The organism is Oceanicella sp. SM1341 (genome assembly GCF_003448965.1).
Classification (GTDB): domain Bacteria; phylum Pseudomonadota; class Alphaproteobacteria; order Rhodobacterales; family Rhodobacteraceae; genus Paroceanicella.
Genome location: NZ_QRGC01000001.1, coordinates 268,696 through 284,211, shown reverse-complemented (window position 1 = coordinate 284,211; position 15,516 = coordinate 268,696). Strand labels below are relative to the sequence as shown.

The window sequence follows — 15,516 nt, the reverse complement described above, 5'->3', positions numbered from 1 at the left end:
GGAGCATGCGCCGGGTGGTCATTACCGGGGCGGGGTCCGTCAACGCCCTTGGCCGGTCTGCTTCCGAGACCTTCGCCGCGCTGGCCGAGGGCAGGTGCGGCATCGTCGATCTCGCGTTCCGCGACGTGGAGCGCCTGTCGATCCGCATCGGCGGGCAGATCCGCGGCTACTCCGCCGAGGAGCATTTCTCCCGCTCGGAAATCGCGCTCTACGACCCGTTCACGCAATATGCGCTGCTCTCCGCCCGCGAGGCGATGGAGCAGGCCGGGCTCGAGATCTCCGAGGAACTCTCGGTGCGTGCCGGCGTGATCGTGGGCACCTCCGGCGGCGGGCTGCACACCCAGGATGAAAACTACCGCCTCGTCTACGAGGAGGGGAAGAACCGGGTGCACCCGTTCATCGTGCCGCGGCTGATGAACAATTCGGCGGCCAGCCATGTCTCGATGAAATACGGGCTCAAGGGCCCGTCCTATTGCGTGGCGACGGCCTGTTCCTCGTCCAACCACGCCATCGGGCAGGCCTTCCACATGATCCGCTCCGGCACCACCGACGTGATGCTCACCGGCGGCTCCGAGTCCATGCTGGTCTTCGGCGGCATCAAGGCCTGGGAAGGCCTGCGCGTGATGTCGAAGGACGGCTGCCGACCCTTCTCGCGCACCCGCAACGGCATGGTGCAGGGCGAGGGCGCCGCGATGTTCGTGCTCGAGGAGCGCGAGCGGGCCATCGCCCGGGGGGCCACGATCCTCGCCGAGATCTCCGGCTTCGCGATGACCTCGGACGCCTCCGACATCGTGATGCCCAGCCAGGACGGCGCGGCCCGCGCCATCGAGGGCGCGCTGCGCGACGCGCAGATGAACCCCGAGGACGTGGGCTACATCAACGCCCATGGCACCGGCACCACCGCGAACGACAAGACCGAATGCGCCGCCGTGCGCCAGGTCTTCGGCGCGCATGCCGACAGCCTGATGATCTCGTCGACCAAGTCGATGCACGGCCATCTCATCGGCGGCACGGGGGCCGTGGAGCTGCTGGCCGCCATCATGGCGCTGCGCGACGGGGTGATCGCCCCCACGATCTCCTATGAGGAGCCGGACCCGGAATGCGACCTCGACGTGGTGCCCAACACCGCGCGGGACGCGAAGGTGACCGCGGTGCTCTCCAACGCCTTCGCCTTCGGCGGGCTGAACGCCGTCCTCGCGCTGCGCGCGGCCTGAGGCGCGGCCGCGCCGGGGGTCACTTCGCGCAGATGGCGAAGAGCCCGGCGCGCGAGGTGATGCCCAGCTTCTCGTAGGCCCGCCTCCGGTAGGTCACCACGGTGGAGGGGGCGACATCGAGCGCCCCCGCGATCGCCTCCGCCTTCTTCCCCGACAGGATGCCGAGACAGACCTCGCGCTCGCGCGCGCTCAGGGCCGCCAGCGGCGGCGGCACGGCATAGTCGGTCACCCGGTCGAAATGCATCAGCGCGAGGCGGCCGGCGAGGCAGGCCGTCTCCGGGTCGCAGGGGCCGGGGCGCTGGCGGTAGAGGTTCACGAACAGGCGCAGGTGCCGGCCGGCGGCGAGCAGGGTGAGCTTGTCCTGCAGGCCCGGCGCCTCGAAGAACAGCCGGCGATACTCCGCCCCCATGCGCCCCGCGACATCCGCCATGCGCCGCAGCGCCACCGTGCCCGGCGGGGTGGCGAGCAGCTCGGGCAGGAGCGGGTCCTCGCGGAACCAGCCGTCGAGGTAGCGCGCCGCGAGCCGCCCGCCCAGGCCCGCCCGGCCGAAGTTGCGCGAGAGCAGGCAGCTTGCCCGCGCGCCATCTGTGGCAAACACCATCACCTGGTCCATCTCCAGCCGCTCCGCGAGCGCCGAGAAGGCGAGCGCGAACCCCTCGGTGCCGAGGGCCTGCAGGCAGAGGTCGATGTCGCGGGCGGGAAGGCTCATGCCGCAAGCTCATAGCATGTCCCCCCGAAAGGAGGACAGACCGCGCAGCACCCCGCGGCCTATAACCCGGGCAAGGATCAATGGCAGGGAGGACGGCCCGATGCGGCCAGCGGGACGTGGCGAGAGAGACTCGCTCTATTTCACCTATCCGACATTCGAGGCCCCCTCCGGCGCGGCCCGTGCCGGGCTCACGGGCCGGGCGCCTGTCGTCATCGTCGGCGCCGGGCCGGTGGGGATGCTCGCCGCGCTGGAGCTCGCGCGCCACGGCATCGCCTCCGTGCTGCTCGAGGCGCGGGATACGTTCAACGACGGCAGCCGGGCGATCTGCGTGGCCCGGCAGAGCTTCCGCATTCTCGAGAGCGTCGGCGCCGTGGCGCCCTTCCTCGACAAGGCCCTGGGCTGGACCACCGGGCGCAGCTTCTACCGCGGCCGGCAGGTGCTCGAGTTCGCCATGCCCGACAGCGCGGACGAGAAGTACCGTCCCATGTACAACATCCAGCAGCAGTTCATCGAGCAGTACCTTTGGGAGGCGATCTCCCGCAGCCCGCTCATCGAGATGCGCTGGTGCAGCCGGGTGACCGGGATCGCCGACATCACCGGCGGCCTGCGCCTCACGGTGGAGGACACGCAGGAAGGCTACGCGATGGAGGCGGACTGGGTGATTGCCGCCGACGGCGCCCGCAGCCCGGTGCGCTCTCTGCGCGGCCTGCGCCTCGCCGGGCAGAACTTCGAGGGGCGCTACGTGATCGCCGACGTGCAGATGCGCCACGATTACCCCACCATCCGCCGCGCGCTGTTCGACCCCGACTGCCGGCGCGGCGGCACCGTGCTGGTGCACCGCCAGCCCGATGACATCTGGCGCATCGACTACCAGCTCGCCGAGGGCGAGAGCGAGGCCGAGGCCCTGCGCGAGGAGAGGGTGCGCGCCTCCGTGGCGGCCCTGCTGGCCGAGCTGGGCCACGAGGGCCCGTGGGAGCTCGAGTGGTGGAGCGTCTATTCCGCCAACACCCTCGCGCTGGAGGATTACCGCGACGGCCGGGTGTTCTTTGCCGGCGACAGCGCGCATATCGTGCCGATCTTCGGGGTGCGCGGGCTCAACAACGGGCTGGCGGACGCGCAGAACATCGGCTGGAAGCTCGCGCGCGTTCTGCAGGGCCGGGCGGGCGCCGCACTGCTCGACAGCTACAGCCCCGAGCGCCGCGGCGCCACGCTCGATGTCTTCGCCAATGCCACCCGCTCCGCGCGCTTCATGACCCCGCCGGGCCCCGGCTGGGCGCTGATGCGCGACGCGGCGCTGAACCTCGCGCTGAGCCACCCCTTTGCCGGCGAACTGGCCAACCCGCGGCAGATGACCCCCTACACCTATGCCGACAGCCCCGTGGTGCTGCCCGACGACCCCGGCTTCGACGGCGGGCCGGTGCCCGGCGCCGTGCTGCCGGACGCGGCGCTGGAGGGCGGTTTCCTCTCGGAGCGGCTGGGCCCGGGCTTCACCCTCGTCACCTGCGCGCCCGCGCTGGCGGAGGCGATGGCCGGGGAGGTGGAGGCGGTGCTGATCCCGCCCGGCTCCGGGGCCGCCCTGCTGCTCCGGGCGGGGCCACGCAGTGCATATCTCGTCCGCCCCGACGGGCACATCGCCGCCCGCGTCCACGACGCCACGGCCGAGGACATCCGCACCGCCCTGGCGCTGAGCGGATGCGCGCGACAGGGAGAGCCCGCATGAGCCCCGCCGATCTCGAAGCTGTCTACGAAGACCTCGCCGAGACGCTCGACGCGATGACCGAGGCGCAGCGACCCGTGTTCCTCGCCAAGCTCGCGCTGCTGATGGCCGAAGCGCTGGGAGATGCCGGGGCCGTGCGCGGATATATCGCCGCCGCGGTGCAAAACCTCGACGCCTGAGGGGCGGGCCGGTCGCGGCCCCGGCTCGGAAGCCTCGCAGGCACAGGCTGCCGGTGGTCGCTGGCCCGCCCTCGAATGGTGCGCGCAGCGGCATCCGCCGGCGTGCGCCGCTCGGGCCGCACCGGCCCGGTGCCGCACGCCCCGAACCCGGCCGTCTCGCCCGGCAGGTCAGGTGGGCAGGCCTCTCGTCGTGGCCGTCAGGGCATCGGCTTTCACCTGTTCCTCCGGTGAGATCGCGGCCGTGGTTCCTCTGCGCGGGCCGCGGGGCGGTGGTGACGGGGCGGGCAGCCCGCGCGCGAGGCCCGGGGCCTGCTGCGACAGCCCTCAGCCCGCGTGACGCGCCTCGGGGGCGAGTTCGGCCCGGCCGATGCCGAAACGGCGCAGGCGGGAGTAGAGCGTGGTGGGGCGCAGGCCCATCATCTCCGCCGCACCGCCCGGGCCGGAGACGCGCCCGCCGGCGGCGCGCAGGCAGGCGAGCAGGTTGTCGCGCTCCAGCGTGCGCATCTCCTCCTCGGTGAGCGGGCGCGGGCCGGCGGCGGGGCGGGCGGGCGCGGGGCCGGGCAGGGCCATCGCCTCCACCCGCAGCTTGCCCCCGGTGGAGACGATCACCGCGCGCTCGATCACGTTGCGCAGCTCGCGGAGGTTTCCCGGCCAGTGATACTCCGACAGCATCCGGATGGTGCCTTGCGTGGGCACCGGGCGGGGGCGGTTGAAGCGCCGGCAGGCGAGCTCGAGGAAATGCGCCACCAGCAGGGGGATGTCCTCGATACGCTCGCGCAGCGGCGTGAGCGGGATGGGGAAGACGTTGAGGAAGAAGTAGAGATCCTCGCGGAAGCGCCCCGCCGCCACCTCGGCCGCGAGGTCGCGGGTGGAGGAGGCGATGATGCGCAGGTTGACCCGGCGCGGCCGCTCCTCGCCCAGGCGCACCACCGCCTGGTCGCGCAGCACGGTCACCAGCCGGCCCTGCACCTCGAGCGGCAGCTCGCCCACGTCCTCGAGCAGCAGGGTGCCGCCGCTGGCGAGCTCGATCTTGCCGGCCCTGTCGCTCATCAGGCCCCGGGCGGCGCGGCGGGCGTGGCCGAAGATCTCGCTCTCCACATCCTCGTGGCCCAGTGCCGAGCAGGTGAGCCGGATGAGCGGGCGCCGGGCGCGCAGGCTCGCCTTGTGCACCGCCGTGGCGGTGAGCGACTTGCCCGAGCCGCTCTCGCCGGTGATGAGCACGTTCGCGTCCGTGGGCGCCACCAGCTCCACCTGTGCGAGCGTGCGCGCCACGGCGGGCGAGGCGCCGACGATGTCGTAATGCGCCCGCTCGGAGGTGATCTCCTCCAGCAGGTAGGCGTTTTCCTGCTCCAGCCGGTCGCGCAGGGCGTCGACCTCGGCCAGCGCCTCGCGCAGGCGGCGCTCGCTCTCCTTGCGCTCGGAGATGTCGCGGAAGATCACCACGGCGCCGGCCAGCACCTGGTTGTCGTAGATCGGGGTGGAGACGTATTCCACCTGTATCGGCCGGCCGTCCTTGCGCCAGAACACCTCGTCCTCCACCCGGGCCACCATCTCGTGGCGGAAGGAATGGTAGATCGGGCAGTCGCGGTGGTCGTAGCGGGCACCGTCGAGGTGGTGGTGGTGGATGATGGCATGGGTGTCGCGGCCCAGCAGGTCTTCCGCGGCCCAGCCCAGCATCTCCTGTGCGGCGCGGTTCACGAAGGTGGTCTTGCCATCGGCGTTGATGCCGTAGATGCCCTCGCCGGCGGCGTTGAGGATGAGCTGGTTCTGGCGCTCGAGCTCGGAGAAGAAGGCCTGGGCGCGCTTCCACTCCAGCAGGCCGGAGCGCAGCAGGTCGGCCGCCTCCGCCTCCTGGGCATGGGCCTCCATCTCGCCCAGGTCGATGAGCGAGATCAGCAGGCGCGGGCCGTCGGGCCAGTCTGTCATCGTGGCGCGGGTCTCGCAGGAGAGGCGCCGGCCGTCGAGCCGGCGGTAGGTGAGGCTGCGGGTCCAGTGCCGGCCGTAATGCGCCACGGCGTCGGCGAACACGATGAGATCGGCCGCGCCATCCTCCAGCCGCCCGAGGAAGGAGGCGCCCACCAGCGGGCCGCCGAACAGCCGCTCCGCCAGCCGGTTCGCGGCCGTCACCCGGTCTGCCGCGGGGTCGACCAGCAGCGCGGGCAGGGGGTGCAGGGCAAGGACGGAATCGGCGGAGAGGCTCATGCGGGCAAGTGTGCGGTGCAGCGGGCGGGCGCGCAACGATATTTCGTAAATTACGAGATAGCGTAAATTCTGGCAAGGCTCGACGGCAGGGAAAGTACGCAATTACAGAGCTTTAGGTGGCTTTCCCTGACAGGCGGAAGGCTTTGCACCCCCGGTGCGGGCCTCGCTAGGCTTGGAGGCAACAACACCGAGACAACAGGGAAAGGACATCCGATGCCGATCAGGAGCCTGGGGAATCCGTTCACCGCCAAGACCGACCTGCGCCACGGCGCCGCCTGCGGCTGCGAGGGCTGCCGCACCGATGCGGCCGAGGCCGTGGCCCCGAACAGCGAGGCGATGCTCGAGCGGGCGGTGGAGAGCGCGGTGGTGCGCTCGATGTTCGGGCATTCGGACGTCTCGCGCCGCTCGTTCATGGGCATGGTGGGCGGCAGCACGGTGGCCGCGGCGCTGGCCTCGGTCTTCCCGCTGGAGAAGGCGAAGGCCGCCATCCTCGACACGCTGGGCACGCCCGAGAAGGCCGACCTGAACATCGGCTTCGTGCCCATCACCTGTGCCACGCCGATCATCATGGCCCAGCCCATGGGCTTCTACGAGAAATACGGGCTGAACGCGCAGGTGATCAAGACCGCCGGCTGGGCGGTGGCGCGCGACAAGTCGCTCAACGGCGAGTATGACGCGAGCCACATGCTCACCCCGATGCCGCTGGCGATGACGCTGGGCGCGGGCTCGGTGGCCGAACCCTACATCATGCCGGCGGTGGAGAACATCAACGGCCAGGCCATCGTGCTGTCCAACGAGCATCTCGACAAGCGCGACCCGAAACAGTGGAAGGGCTTCACCTTCGGCGTGCCCTTTGAATACTCGATGCACAATTTCCTGCTGCGCTACTACGTGGCCGAGCACGGGCTGGACCCGGACGTGGACATCCAGATCCGCGTGGTGCCGCCGCCGGAGATGGTGGCGAACCTGCGGGCCGGAAACCTCGACGGCTACCTCTCGCCCGACCCGTTCAACCAGCGCGCGGTGTGGGAGAACATCGGCTTCATCCACGTGCTCACCAAGGAGATCTGGGAGGGCCACCCCTGCTGCGCCTTCGCCGCCCCGCTGAGCTTTGCCACCGAGCTGCCCAACACCTACGGCGCGCTGCTGAAGTCGATCGTGGACGCCACGCAGTATGCGTCGGACCCCGCGAACCGCAAGGAGATCTCCGAGGCGATCGCGCCGACGAACTACCTCAACCAGCCGGTGCCGGTGATCGAGCAGGTGCTCACCGGGCGTTTCGCCGACGGGCTCGGCGAGGTGCAGGACGTGCCCGACCGCATCGATTTCGACCCCTTCCCCTGGCATTCCATGGGCGTGTGGATCCTCACCCAGATGAAGCGCTGGGGCTATATCGAGGGCGATGTCGACTACAAGGGCGTGGCCGAACAGGTCTACCTCGCCGCCGATTGCCGCAAGATCATGGAGGACCTCGGCTACGAGGCGCCGGCGGAGACCTACCGCTCGCACACCATCATGGGCAAGACCTTCGACCCCTCGGCGCCGGAGGCCTATGTCGAGAGCTTCGAGATCCGGAAGGTCTGAGATGCGGCTCTCGCTCAACCAGCGCGCGGCGCTGCTCTCGGTGCTGCTGCTGATCGCGGGCCTGCTGGCCTGGGAGGTCTCGATCGCCGCCGGCGGCGGCGGCGGGGCCGAGCTCACCGAATACGAGAAGCTCACCGGCGGCGGCGCGCCCAAGGCCGGGGTGCCGCCGCCCTCGCAGGTGCTCGGGAAGGCCTGGGAGCAGCTCTCGAACCCGTTCTACGACGCGGGGCCGAACGACAAGGGCATCGGCATCCAGATCGGCTACTCGATCTACCGGGTGCTGGCGGGCTACGCGCTCGCCGCACTGGTGGCGATCCCGCTGGGGTTTCTCATCGGCATGTCGCCGGTGGCCTACCGGGCGCTGAACCCGTTCATCCAGGTGCTGCGGCCGATCTCGCCGCTGGCCTGGATGCCGCTGGCGCTGTTCATCATCCAGGACAGCGAGGCGAGCGCGGTCTTCGTGATCTTCATCTGCTCGATCTGGCCGATGCTGATCAACACCGCCTTCGGCGTGGCCGGCGTGCGGCAGGACTGGGTGAACGTGGCCCGCACGCATGAGCTGGGCCCGCTGCGCACCGCCTTCACGGTGATCCTGCCGGCGGCGGCCCCCACCATCGTCACCGGCATGCGCATCTCCATCGGCATCGCCTGGCTGGTGATCGTGGCGGCCGAGATGCTCGTGGGCGGCACCGGCATCGGCTACTACGTGTGGAACGAGTGGAACAACCTCGACCTCACCTCCGTCATCTTCTCCATCCTGATGATCGGGGTGGTGGGCATGGCGCTCGACGCGGCCTTCGGCGTGTTGCAGCGCGCCGTGGCCTACGCGGAATAGGGGGCAGCATGAAAGCTTTCCTGAGCGTGGAAAACCTCACCCAGCGCTATCCGGACGGCCGGGGCGGCAGCACCACCGTGTTCGAGGACGCGAGCTTCGGCATCGAGCGCGGCGAGTTCGTGTGCATCCTGGGCCATTCGGGCTGCGGCAAGTCCACCATCATGAACATCCTCGCGGGGCTGGCCGAGCCCACCTCCGGCGTGGTCGTGATGGACGGGGCGCAGGTGTCCGGCCCCTCGCTCGACCGCGGCGTGGTGTTCCAGAACTACTCGCTGCTGCCCTGGCTCTCGGCGCTGCGCAATGTCACCTTCGCGGTGGCGGCGCGCTACCCGGGCTGGAGCAAGGCGCAGGTGCAGGCGGAATCGCGCAAGTATCTCGAGATGGTCGGGCTCTCGGGCGAGGTGGTGCACCGCAAGCCCAGCCAGCTCTCGGGCGGCATGCGCCAGCGCGTGTCCATCGCGCGGGCCTTTGCCAACCACCCCAAGCTGCTGCTGCTCGACGAGCCCTTCGGCGCGCTCGACGCGCTCACCCGCGGCACCATCCAGGACGAGCTGCTGAAGATCTGGGCCGGCACCGGGCAGACGGTGTTCATGATCACCCATGACATCGACGAGGCGATCCTGCTCGCCGACCGCATCCTGCTGATGAGCAACGGGCCGATGGCGCGGGTGGCGGAATCGGTGGAGATCACCATCCCCCGCCCGCGCGAGCGCACGGCCATCGTCACCCATCCCAACTACTACGCCATCCGCAACCACCTGGTGCAGTTCCTCGGCCAGCGCTCGCGCGAGATGGCGGGCCGGCCGGGCGGCGGCGCGCCGGAGACGGTGAGGATCGACCTCACCGGCGGCGACAGTGAAGAACCGGACGCGCGACGCGGCTTGCGCGCCATCCCCTGAGAGACCCCGAACAAAGGGCAGGACAATGAAGGACATCACGATGACGGACGAGCTGACCAAGGAAGACGTGACGGCGCTTATCCTCTCGGCCAAGAAGCAGGCCGGGCTCACCTGGGAGGGGATCGCGGCGCAGATCGGCATGTCGCCGGTCTGGACGCATTCGGCGGCGATGGGGATGAACGCCTTTCCGGCCGAGAAGGCGGAGCTGATGGTGCGCGTGCTCGGCCTGCCGCAGGAGGCGGCGGCGGTGCTGGCCGAGAGCCCGACCAAGATCTGGACCCAGGCCGTGCCCACCGACCCCTGCATCTACCGGCTCTACGAGATCGTGGGTGTCTACGGTCCCACCATCAAGGCGCTGATCCACGAGAAGTTCGGCGACGGCATCATGTCGGCCATCGACTTCGACATGAGCGTGACCCGGGTGGAAAACCCCAAGGGCGACCGGGTGAAGATCGAGATGTCGGGCAAGTACCTAGGCTACAATTCCTGGTAAGCCCGCCCCGGCCCGCCGGGCAGCGTCTGCAAAAGCAGAAGGGGCCCGCAAAAGCAGAAGGCCCGGAGCGTCTCCGCTCCGGGCCTTTGCATGTCGTCCGGCGGGGCCGTTCAGCCGCCGATGGAGGCCATCGCCGCGGTGAAGCCCTTGAGCGAGAGGTTGCCCTCGACCGGGGACTCGGGGTCGTTCACGCCGTAGATGGTGACCTTGGCGGAGGCGCCGCGCTTCATGCGGGTCACGGTGGCGGCGGTGAGGCCGAGGCGCGAGAAGCAGCCGCTCTGCGCGCAGTAGAGGAACGGGTAGCCCAGCGGCTGGGCGGAATCGATGGTGAGGTTCACGCCGCGGGTGAGCAGCACGCCCAGCGGGGTCACCATGGTGGCGCCGGCCGCGGCCTGGCCGCCGTCGGGCAGGTGGATGAGGGTGAACTCGGCGATGCCGCGGCCCTCGCTGTCCTTCACGATCTGGTAGAGGAAGCAGCGCGACTCGTCGGAGGCGGCGCAGCGCACTTCCCAGTCATCGAACTTCTCCTTGAGAACCTCGCGCGGCTGCTCGGCCTCGGCCTCGGACTGGGCAACGGGGAAGTTCTGGTCGTTCTGCCGGGCCTCGTCGGACTCGGGCGCCGGGGTGGCCTCCGCGCTCGGCTCCGGGGTGGCCTCGGGCGTGGCGGCGGGGGCCTGCGCCTCGGGGGTGGCCGGGGCTTCCGGGGTGGCGTCCTGCGCCATCGCGGGGAGGCCCAGCATCGCGACCGAGGCGAGCATCAGGGAGAGAGTACGGAATGTCATCAGTTCTCGGCTTTCCATCTGTCCAAGCGATAAGGTCCGACACCGTGCGCGCCGTCACCATGCCATTTGGAGGCCATGCGTGTCGCATACCGGTCTCAAAGTCAATGGCTGCGAAAGGGGCCGGCGGCGCAGGCGCCGGGGCTGTTCCGGCGGGTCTTCGCGGGGCCCGGACAGGGTAAGGGGTGCCTGCGTGGGCACCCCTTTTTTGTTTCCCTGTCGGACTGGCCGAACCTATTTACGAAGGCGACGCTACGTAGATTCCCGGGCTCCGTCAACAGCCCGCAATACAAATTGTCACATAAACTGCCTAGACAGCACGGCTGCTCCGCGAGGTCTCGACGGGCACGCCGCGGGCTGCTTCATTTCTGTTCAGTACTGATTGCAGAATGCAAAAAAAGGCCGCGCCCGAGGCGCGGCCAGTTCGACAGGGAGGAAGGTGTTCGACGACATCGCACCATGCAAGTAATCGAACACCCTTTTCATCGCATAGTTAGGTTAACAGAATACAAGCCTGCCGAAAAGAAATGACGCGCAACAGAAATGCGCCGCTCGGCCGAAATGTGGAACACCGTGCGCCTCGCGGCCATCTATCTGTTTTCCGGGACATTTGTGCCCCGATCACTTCGGCTCACCCGCGCGTGAGCACGGGCGGTCTGCCGGGGCGCCGCGGGGGGCACGGCCGGGCTCCGGTTGCAGGACGGGGCGCGATTCGCGTCTCGCGCGGTGGGCTCAGAGCCGCTTCACCTTCACGCGCTTGAGCTGGTTGCGCTGGCGCTCCAGCACCTCGAAGCGGAAGCCGTGGAAGCTGAACACCTGGCCCGCGGTGGGGATCGACTGCGCCTCGTGGATCACCAGGCCCGCCACGGTGTTCGCCTCCTCGTCGGGCAGCTGCCAGTCCATCGCGCGGTTGATGTCGCGGATCGAGGTGGTACCGTCCACGGTGATGGCGCCGTCGGCATCGGGGGTGACGCCGTTCACCTCCTCGTCGTGCTCGTCGGTGATGTCGCCCACGATCTCCTCGAGGATGTCCTCGAGGGTGATGAGCCCCTGCAGGGCGCCGTATTCGTCGACCACCAGGGCGAAATGGCTGCGGCGGTGCAGGAACTCGCGCATCTGGTCGTTGAGCGTGGTGGTCTCGGGCACGAACCAGGGTTCCATCACCACCGACATCACGTCGAACTGGGCGAGGCTCTCGATGCCGGCGGGGGCGAGGCGGGCGAGGCGGTTGAGCTCGCGCAGCAGGTCCTTCGCGTGCACCACGCCGACGATGTTCTCGGTGTCGCCCTGCCAGATCGGGATGCGGGTGTAGGGCGCCTTGAGCACCTCGTCGATCAGCTCCAGCGGCTCGGTGTCGCCGTCGAGCATGTAGATGTTGGAGCGGTGCATCATCACCTCGTCCACCGTGCGGTTGGCGAGGTCGAGCGCGCCGAGCAGGCGGTCGCGGTCGTCCTTCTCCACCGTGCCCTCGTGGTGGTGCAGGGTGATGGCGCCCTTGATCTCCTCCAGCGCCATGATGCGGGCATCGGCATCGGCGCGCACGCCGAAGAGCCAGAGCATGGAGCGCACGAACCAGCGCACCGCCGTCACCACCGGCGAGAGCACCCGCACCAGGATCGACAGCGGCGGCGAGACCAGGGTGGCCGCGGGCTCGGCGTTGGTGATGGCGTAGGTCTTGGGCATCACCTCGGCGAAGATCAGCACCAGCAGGGTCATCACCAGGGTGGCGAAGGCCACGCCCGAGTCGCCGAAGAGCGCGGTGAACAGGCTGGTGGCGAGCGAGGTGGCGAGGATGTTGACCAGGTTGTTGCCCAGCAGCACCGCGCCGATCAGCCGCTCGCTGTCCTCGGTGAGCTTGAGCGCCAGCGCGGCGCCGCGCGAGCCCTTCTCGGCCATGGAGTGGAGTTTCGCCCGGCTGGCGGCGGTGAGCGCGGTCTCGGAGCCGGAGAAGAAGGCCGACATCAGCAGCAGCGCGAGGATGGCTCCCGCGGTCCACCACAGCGTGGCGTCCCAGTTGAAGCTGTCTGTCACGGTCTCCATCGTCTCGGCTCTCCTCGGCACGGGGGGCGGGGGTGGTGAATGGCAGGCCCCCGGGGAAGTGTTATGCGGGCGGGGCGGGCGCGGGGCAAGATGCCCCGGATGCCGCAGGGCGGCTCAGCCCCGCGCGAGCGGGTGATGGTCGAGCACCAGGCGGCGCAGGTCCTCGTCGAGCACATGGGTGTAGATCTCGGTGGTGGCGAGATCGGCATGGCCCAGCAGCATCTGGATGGCGCGCAGGTCTGCGCCGCCGGCCAGCAGGTGGGTGGCGAAGGCATGGCGCAGCGTGTGCGGCGAGACCTGCGAGGGCGGGATGCCGGCGCGCACCGAGATCTCCTTGATGAGCAGGAAGAAGCGCTCGCGCGTGATGTGCCCGCGCGCGCCAGAGCCGGGGAAGAGGAAGGCCGAGGGCCGGGTGCCGCGGCGCTGTGCCTCGGCCTCCGCGGCGTCGCGCAGGGCAAGCCAGGCGGTGAGCGCGGTGCGGGCATCGGGCGAGAGCGGCACCATGCGGTCCTTGCCGCCCTTGCCGCGCACCAGGATCATCCGCGGGTCGCCGCGCGCGGCGGAGACCGGCAGGCCCACGAGCTCGCTCACCCGCAGGCCGGTGGCGTAGAGCAGCTCCATCAGGCAGGCGTTGCGGCAGCGGTCGGCCTCGGTGCGGCCGGTCTCGCGCGCGGCGGCGAGCAGGCGGGTCACCTCCTCCTGGCTCAGCGTGCCGGGCAGCTTGCGCTCGCGCCCCGGCCCGCGGATGAGGGCGGCGGGGTCATCCTCGCGCCAGCCCTCGGCGAAGGCGAAGCGGTGGAGCTGGCGGATGGCGGAGAGCCGCCGCGCCCGGGTGGCGCGGGCCAGGCCACGGGCCTCGAGATCGGTGAGATAGGCCTCGATATCGGCGCGGCCGGCGGTCTCCGGCCCGCCGCCGCTGCCGGCGAGGAAGGCGAAATAGTCGCCGAGGTCGCGGGCATAGGCGGCGAGGGTGTTGTGCGCGGCGTCGCGCTCGGCCACCAGCGCCTCCAGGAACACCGGCATCCAGGCATGGGCCATCAGCCGCCCTCGTTCATCAGCAGCAGCTCCACCGCGATGTCGCGGGCGGCATCGTCCTGCCCGGCCTCGTAGATCACCCGCAGGGCGGCGGTGAGGTCGGAGGGGTCGAGGCCGCGGCGGGCGTCGAGCGTGGTGAGCGCCTGCAGCAGCGCCTCGCCGGTGCGGCCGTCCTCGAGGTCGGCGGCGAGGCGTTCGTAGGAGGGGTGCTCCGGCGGCTCGGGGGCGAAGGCGCGCAGCACCGCGGCCTCCAGCGAGCCGGGGTCCGGCGTGTCGGGCGGCGCGTCGCCGTCGGCCACGGCGAGGGCCGCGCGCAGCGGCAGCGGGGCGGAGGCCGGGATCCAGCGGCGCGCGGCGGTGGTCTCGCCGCCGAGCAGCAGCAGCTCGCACACCCGCAGCCGGTCGGCGATGAGCCCGGGCGCGAGCCGGGCGAGCAGCGGCGCGTATTCGCGCGCGAAGGCCACGCGCAGCCCCATGTCGGTGAGCAGCCGGTCGGCCTTCGGCAGCGCCTCGTTCAGCGCCTCCGGGTCGGCGGCGGCGATGGCGGCGTCGAGCTCCTGCACCGCGGCCGAGCGGCTCCACACCCCGCCGGAGGCGGCGGGGGTCTCGGCGCGGTAGGCGTAGAACAGGATCGGGTAGGAGATGCCGCCCGAGGCGACGAGCTTCTCCGCCGCGAGGATGCGCGCGCGCGGCGGCGCGGTGGGCGCGAGGTCGAGGGTGGCGAAGGCCACCGGCAGGTCGGTCTCGGCCACGGCATTGCCGCCGGCGCCGATCGCGACCAGCATCAGGTAGTTGAGCGGCGTCACCTGGTCGGGCACCGAGATCCGGTCGCCCGGGCCGGTTTCCTCCATGTCGAGGAAGCGGGCGAAGAGCTCGTTCTCCGCCGGGCTCACGTCGCCGGCCTGCCGCGCCACGGCGAGGGAGACGACGGCATCGGTCCAGGCGTCGGAGCGGGCGAGACAGAAGATGCGCGCCGCCGCCGTGGGCTGGATGTCCGGCCGGCCGAGCAGCAGCTGGCAGGCCTTCTCCTCCTGCCCGGTGAGCAGCGAGATGTCGAAGCGGCGCAGCAGGAAATCCGGCGTGGTGACATTGGCCTGGGTGACGAGCTCGAGCGCCTCCTCCAGCGCGCCCATCTCCATCAGCCGGTCGATGCGGCTGCGCAGCAGCACCGTCTCCGGCCCCGAGCCGCGCGGCGGCACGGTGGTGGCGAGCAGGATGGTGCGGAACAGCTCCTGCGCCGCGGGCACGCCGGTGCCGCGCACCTGCTCGATGAGCGCGCGGGCGCGCAGCACCGAGGTGCTGCCCCAGAGATCGGCCGGCAGGCCGCTCTTGCGGCTCGAGAGCAGGCCCGCGCCATCCTGCGAGGGCGGCTCGAGCGGGGTCACGGTGATGCCCTCGTCGGGCCGCGCCCCGGGGGCGTAGCCGGCCAGTGCGGCGCCTTCCGGCGCCTCGGGAGTGACGGGCGCGCCGGGGCCGGGGGCGACAAGGGGAATGCTCTCGCGCCGGGCATGCAGCGAATCCGACAGCCAGGGGATGGCACTGCGTGGCTCGGCGCGCAGCTCTCCCGTGGCCGGCAGCAGCGCCAGGCTAGCCGTCAGCAGGCAGCGGAACATCGATGGTGATCTCCTCGACCGGGGCCGGAAGGTCGGCGAACAGCGCGTAGACGGCAAGCGCCGCCAGGCCGAGCACGACCAGGTACAAAAGATATTTCAGGATGCGTGCCATGCCCCACGGTGCCTCTTCGCTGCCTCTTTATATCATGCGGCGGGCCCGGAGATGCACGGGCTTTGCCTGTGGCCTTCATGATGCTACACCCCCTTCCCTGTTTCG

The 15,516-nt window shown here is 70.5% G+C and carries 14 protein-coding genes; 7 read left to right on the top strand and 7 right to left on the bottom strand.

Annotated elements, in window-relative coordinates; all coding sequences use genetic code 11:
* Nucleotides 1–5 precede the first annotated feature (5 nt).
* Entirely contained in the window at nt 6–1,214 is a 1,209-nt protein-coding gene (locus tag D3P35_RS01275) for a beta-ketoacyl synthase (protein WP_118132635.1), read from the top strand.
* A gap of 19 nt (nt 1,215–1,233) precedes the next feature.
* On the opposite strand, the gene D3P35_RS01270 is transcribed toward D3P35_RS01275, so the two are convergent.
* Nucleotides 1,234–1,923 carry a helix-turn-helix transcriptional regulator gene (locus D3P35_RS01270; RefSeq protein WP_118132634.1) on the bottom strand — a complete coding sequence of 230 codons (690 nt, stop codon included), beginning with the start codon at nt 1,921–1,923 and terminating at the stop codon, nt 1,234–1,236.
* Nucleotides 1,924–2,023: 100 nt separating this feature from the next.
* Between D3P35_RS01270 and D3P35_RS01265 the strand changes: the two genes are divergently transcribed.
* Both D3P35_RS01265 and D3P35_RS01260 read left to right on the top strand, forming a co-directional pair.
* Nucleotides 2,024–3,643 (top strand): FAD-dependent monooxygenase, encoded by a 1,620-nt coding sequence (locus D3P35_RS01265; RefSeq protein WP_118132633.1) that lies wholly within the window; start codon nt 2,024–2,026, stop codon nt 3,641–3,643.
* Nucleotides 3,640–3,819: a DUF2783 domain-containing protein gene (locus D3P35_RS01260; protein ID WP_118132632.1), complete on the top strand. Its 180-nt coding sequence runs from the start codon at nt 3,640–3,642 to the stop codon at nt 3,817–3,819. Before D3P35_RS01265 ends, D3P35_RS01260 begins: the two co-directional genes overlap by 4 nt.
* Before the next feature lie 324 nt (nt 3,820–4,143).
* Here the strand turns inward: D3P35_RS01260 and D3P35_RS01255 are convergent, their stop codons facing one another.
* Nucleotides 4,144–6,021, bottom strand: coding sequence for a sigma 54-interacting transcriptional regulator (locus D3P35_RS01255; RefSeq protein WP_118132790.1), 1,878 nt, complete (start codon nt 6,019–6,021; stop codon nt 4,144–4,146).
* Between the two features lie 213 nt (nt 6,022–6,234).
* On the opposite strand from D3P35_RS01255, the gene D3P35_RS01250 reads away from it, so the two are divergent.
* From D3P35_RS01250 to cynS, 4 genes are read left to right on the top strand one after another with little or no spacing between them, the layout of a single operon-like run.
* Nucleotides 6,235–7,605: a CmpA/NrtA family ABC transporter substrate-binding protein gene (locus D3P35_RS01250; RefSeq protein ID WP_118132631.1), complete on the top strand. Its 1,371-nt coding sequence runs from the start codon at nt 6,235–6,237 to the stop codon at nt 7,603–7,605.
* Nucleotide 7,606: 1 nt separating this feature from the next.
* Entirely contained in the window at nt 7,607–8,440 is an 834-nt protein-coding gene (gene ntrB / locus D3P35_RS01245) for a nitrate ABC transporter permease (RefSeq protein WP_118132630.1), read from the top strand.
* An 8-nt stretch (nt 8,441–8,448) separates the two neighbouring features.
* On the top strand, nt 8,449–9,339 hold the full coding sequence (locus D3P35_RS01240; RefSeq protein WP_118132629.1) for an ABC transporter ATP-binding protein: 891 nt from the start codon (nt 8,449–8,451) through the stop codon (nt 9,337–9,339).
* A gap of 40 nt (nt 9,340–9,379) precedes the next feature.
* Nucleotides 9,380–9,832 (top strand): cyanase, encoded by a 453-nt coding sequence (cynS, locus tag D3P35_RS01235; protein ID WP_118132789.1) that lies wholly within the window; start codon nt 9,380–9,382, stop codon nt 9,830–9,832.
* A 110-nt stretch (nt 9,833–9,942) separates the two neighbouring features.
* Here the strand turns inward: cynS and D3P35_RS01230 are convergent, their stop codons facing one another.
* From D3P35_RS01230 to D3P35_RS26485, 5 genes are all read right to left on the bottom strand, one after another.
* Complete coding sequence (locus D3P35_RS01230) at nt 9,943–10,614, bottom strand: invasion associated locus B family protein (protein ID WP_157981997.1); 672 nt, start codon at nt 10,612–10,614, stop codon at nt 9,943–9,945.
* A gap of 729 nt (nt 10,615–11,343) precedes the next feature.
* Nucleotides 11,344–12,651 (bottom strand): HlyC/CorC family transporter, encoded by a 1,308-nt coding sequence (locus D3P35_RS01225; RefSeq protein WP_118132627.1) that lies wholly within the window; start codon nt 12,649–12,651, stop codon nt 11,344–11,346.
* A 114-nt stretch (nt 12,652–12,765) separates the two neighbouring features.
* Nucleotides 12,766–13,689 carry a tyrosine recombinase gene (locus D3P35_RS01220; RefSeq protein ID WP_118132626.1) on the bottom strand — a complete coding sequence of 308 codons (924 nt, stop codon included), beginning with the start codon at nt 13,687–13,689 and terminating at the stop codon, nt 12,766–12,768.
* Nucleotides 13,689–15,299: a hypothetical protein gene (locus tag D3P35_RS01215; RefSeq protein WP_157981996.1), complete on the bottom strand. Its 1,611-nt coding sequence runs from the start codon at nt 15,297–15,299 to the stop codon at nt 13,689–13,691. Before D3P35_RS01215 ends, D3P35_RS01220 begins: the two co-directional genes overlap by 1 nt.
* Nucleotides 15,274–15,411 (bottom strand): hypothetical protein, encoded by a 138-nt coding sequence (locus D3P35_RS26485; protein WP_198670415.1) that lies wholly within the window; start codon nt 15,409–15,411, stop codon nt 15,274–15,276. Before D3P35_RS26485 ends, D3P35_RS01215 begins: the two co-directional genes overlap by 26 nt.
* Nucleotides 15,412–15,516 lie beyond the last annotated feature (105 nt).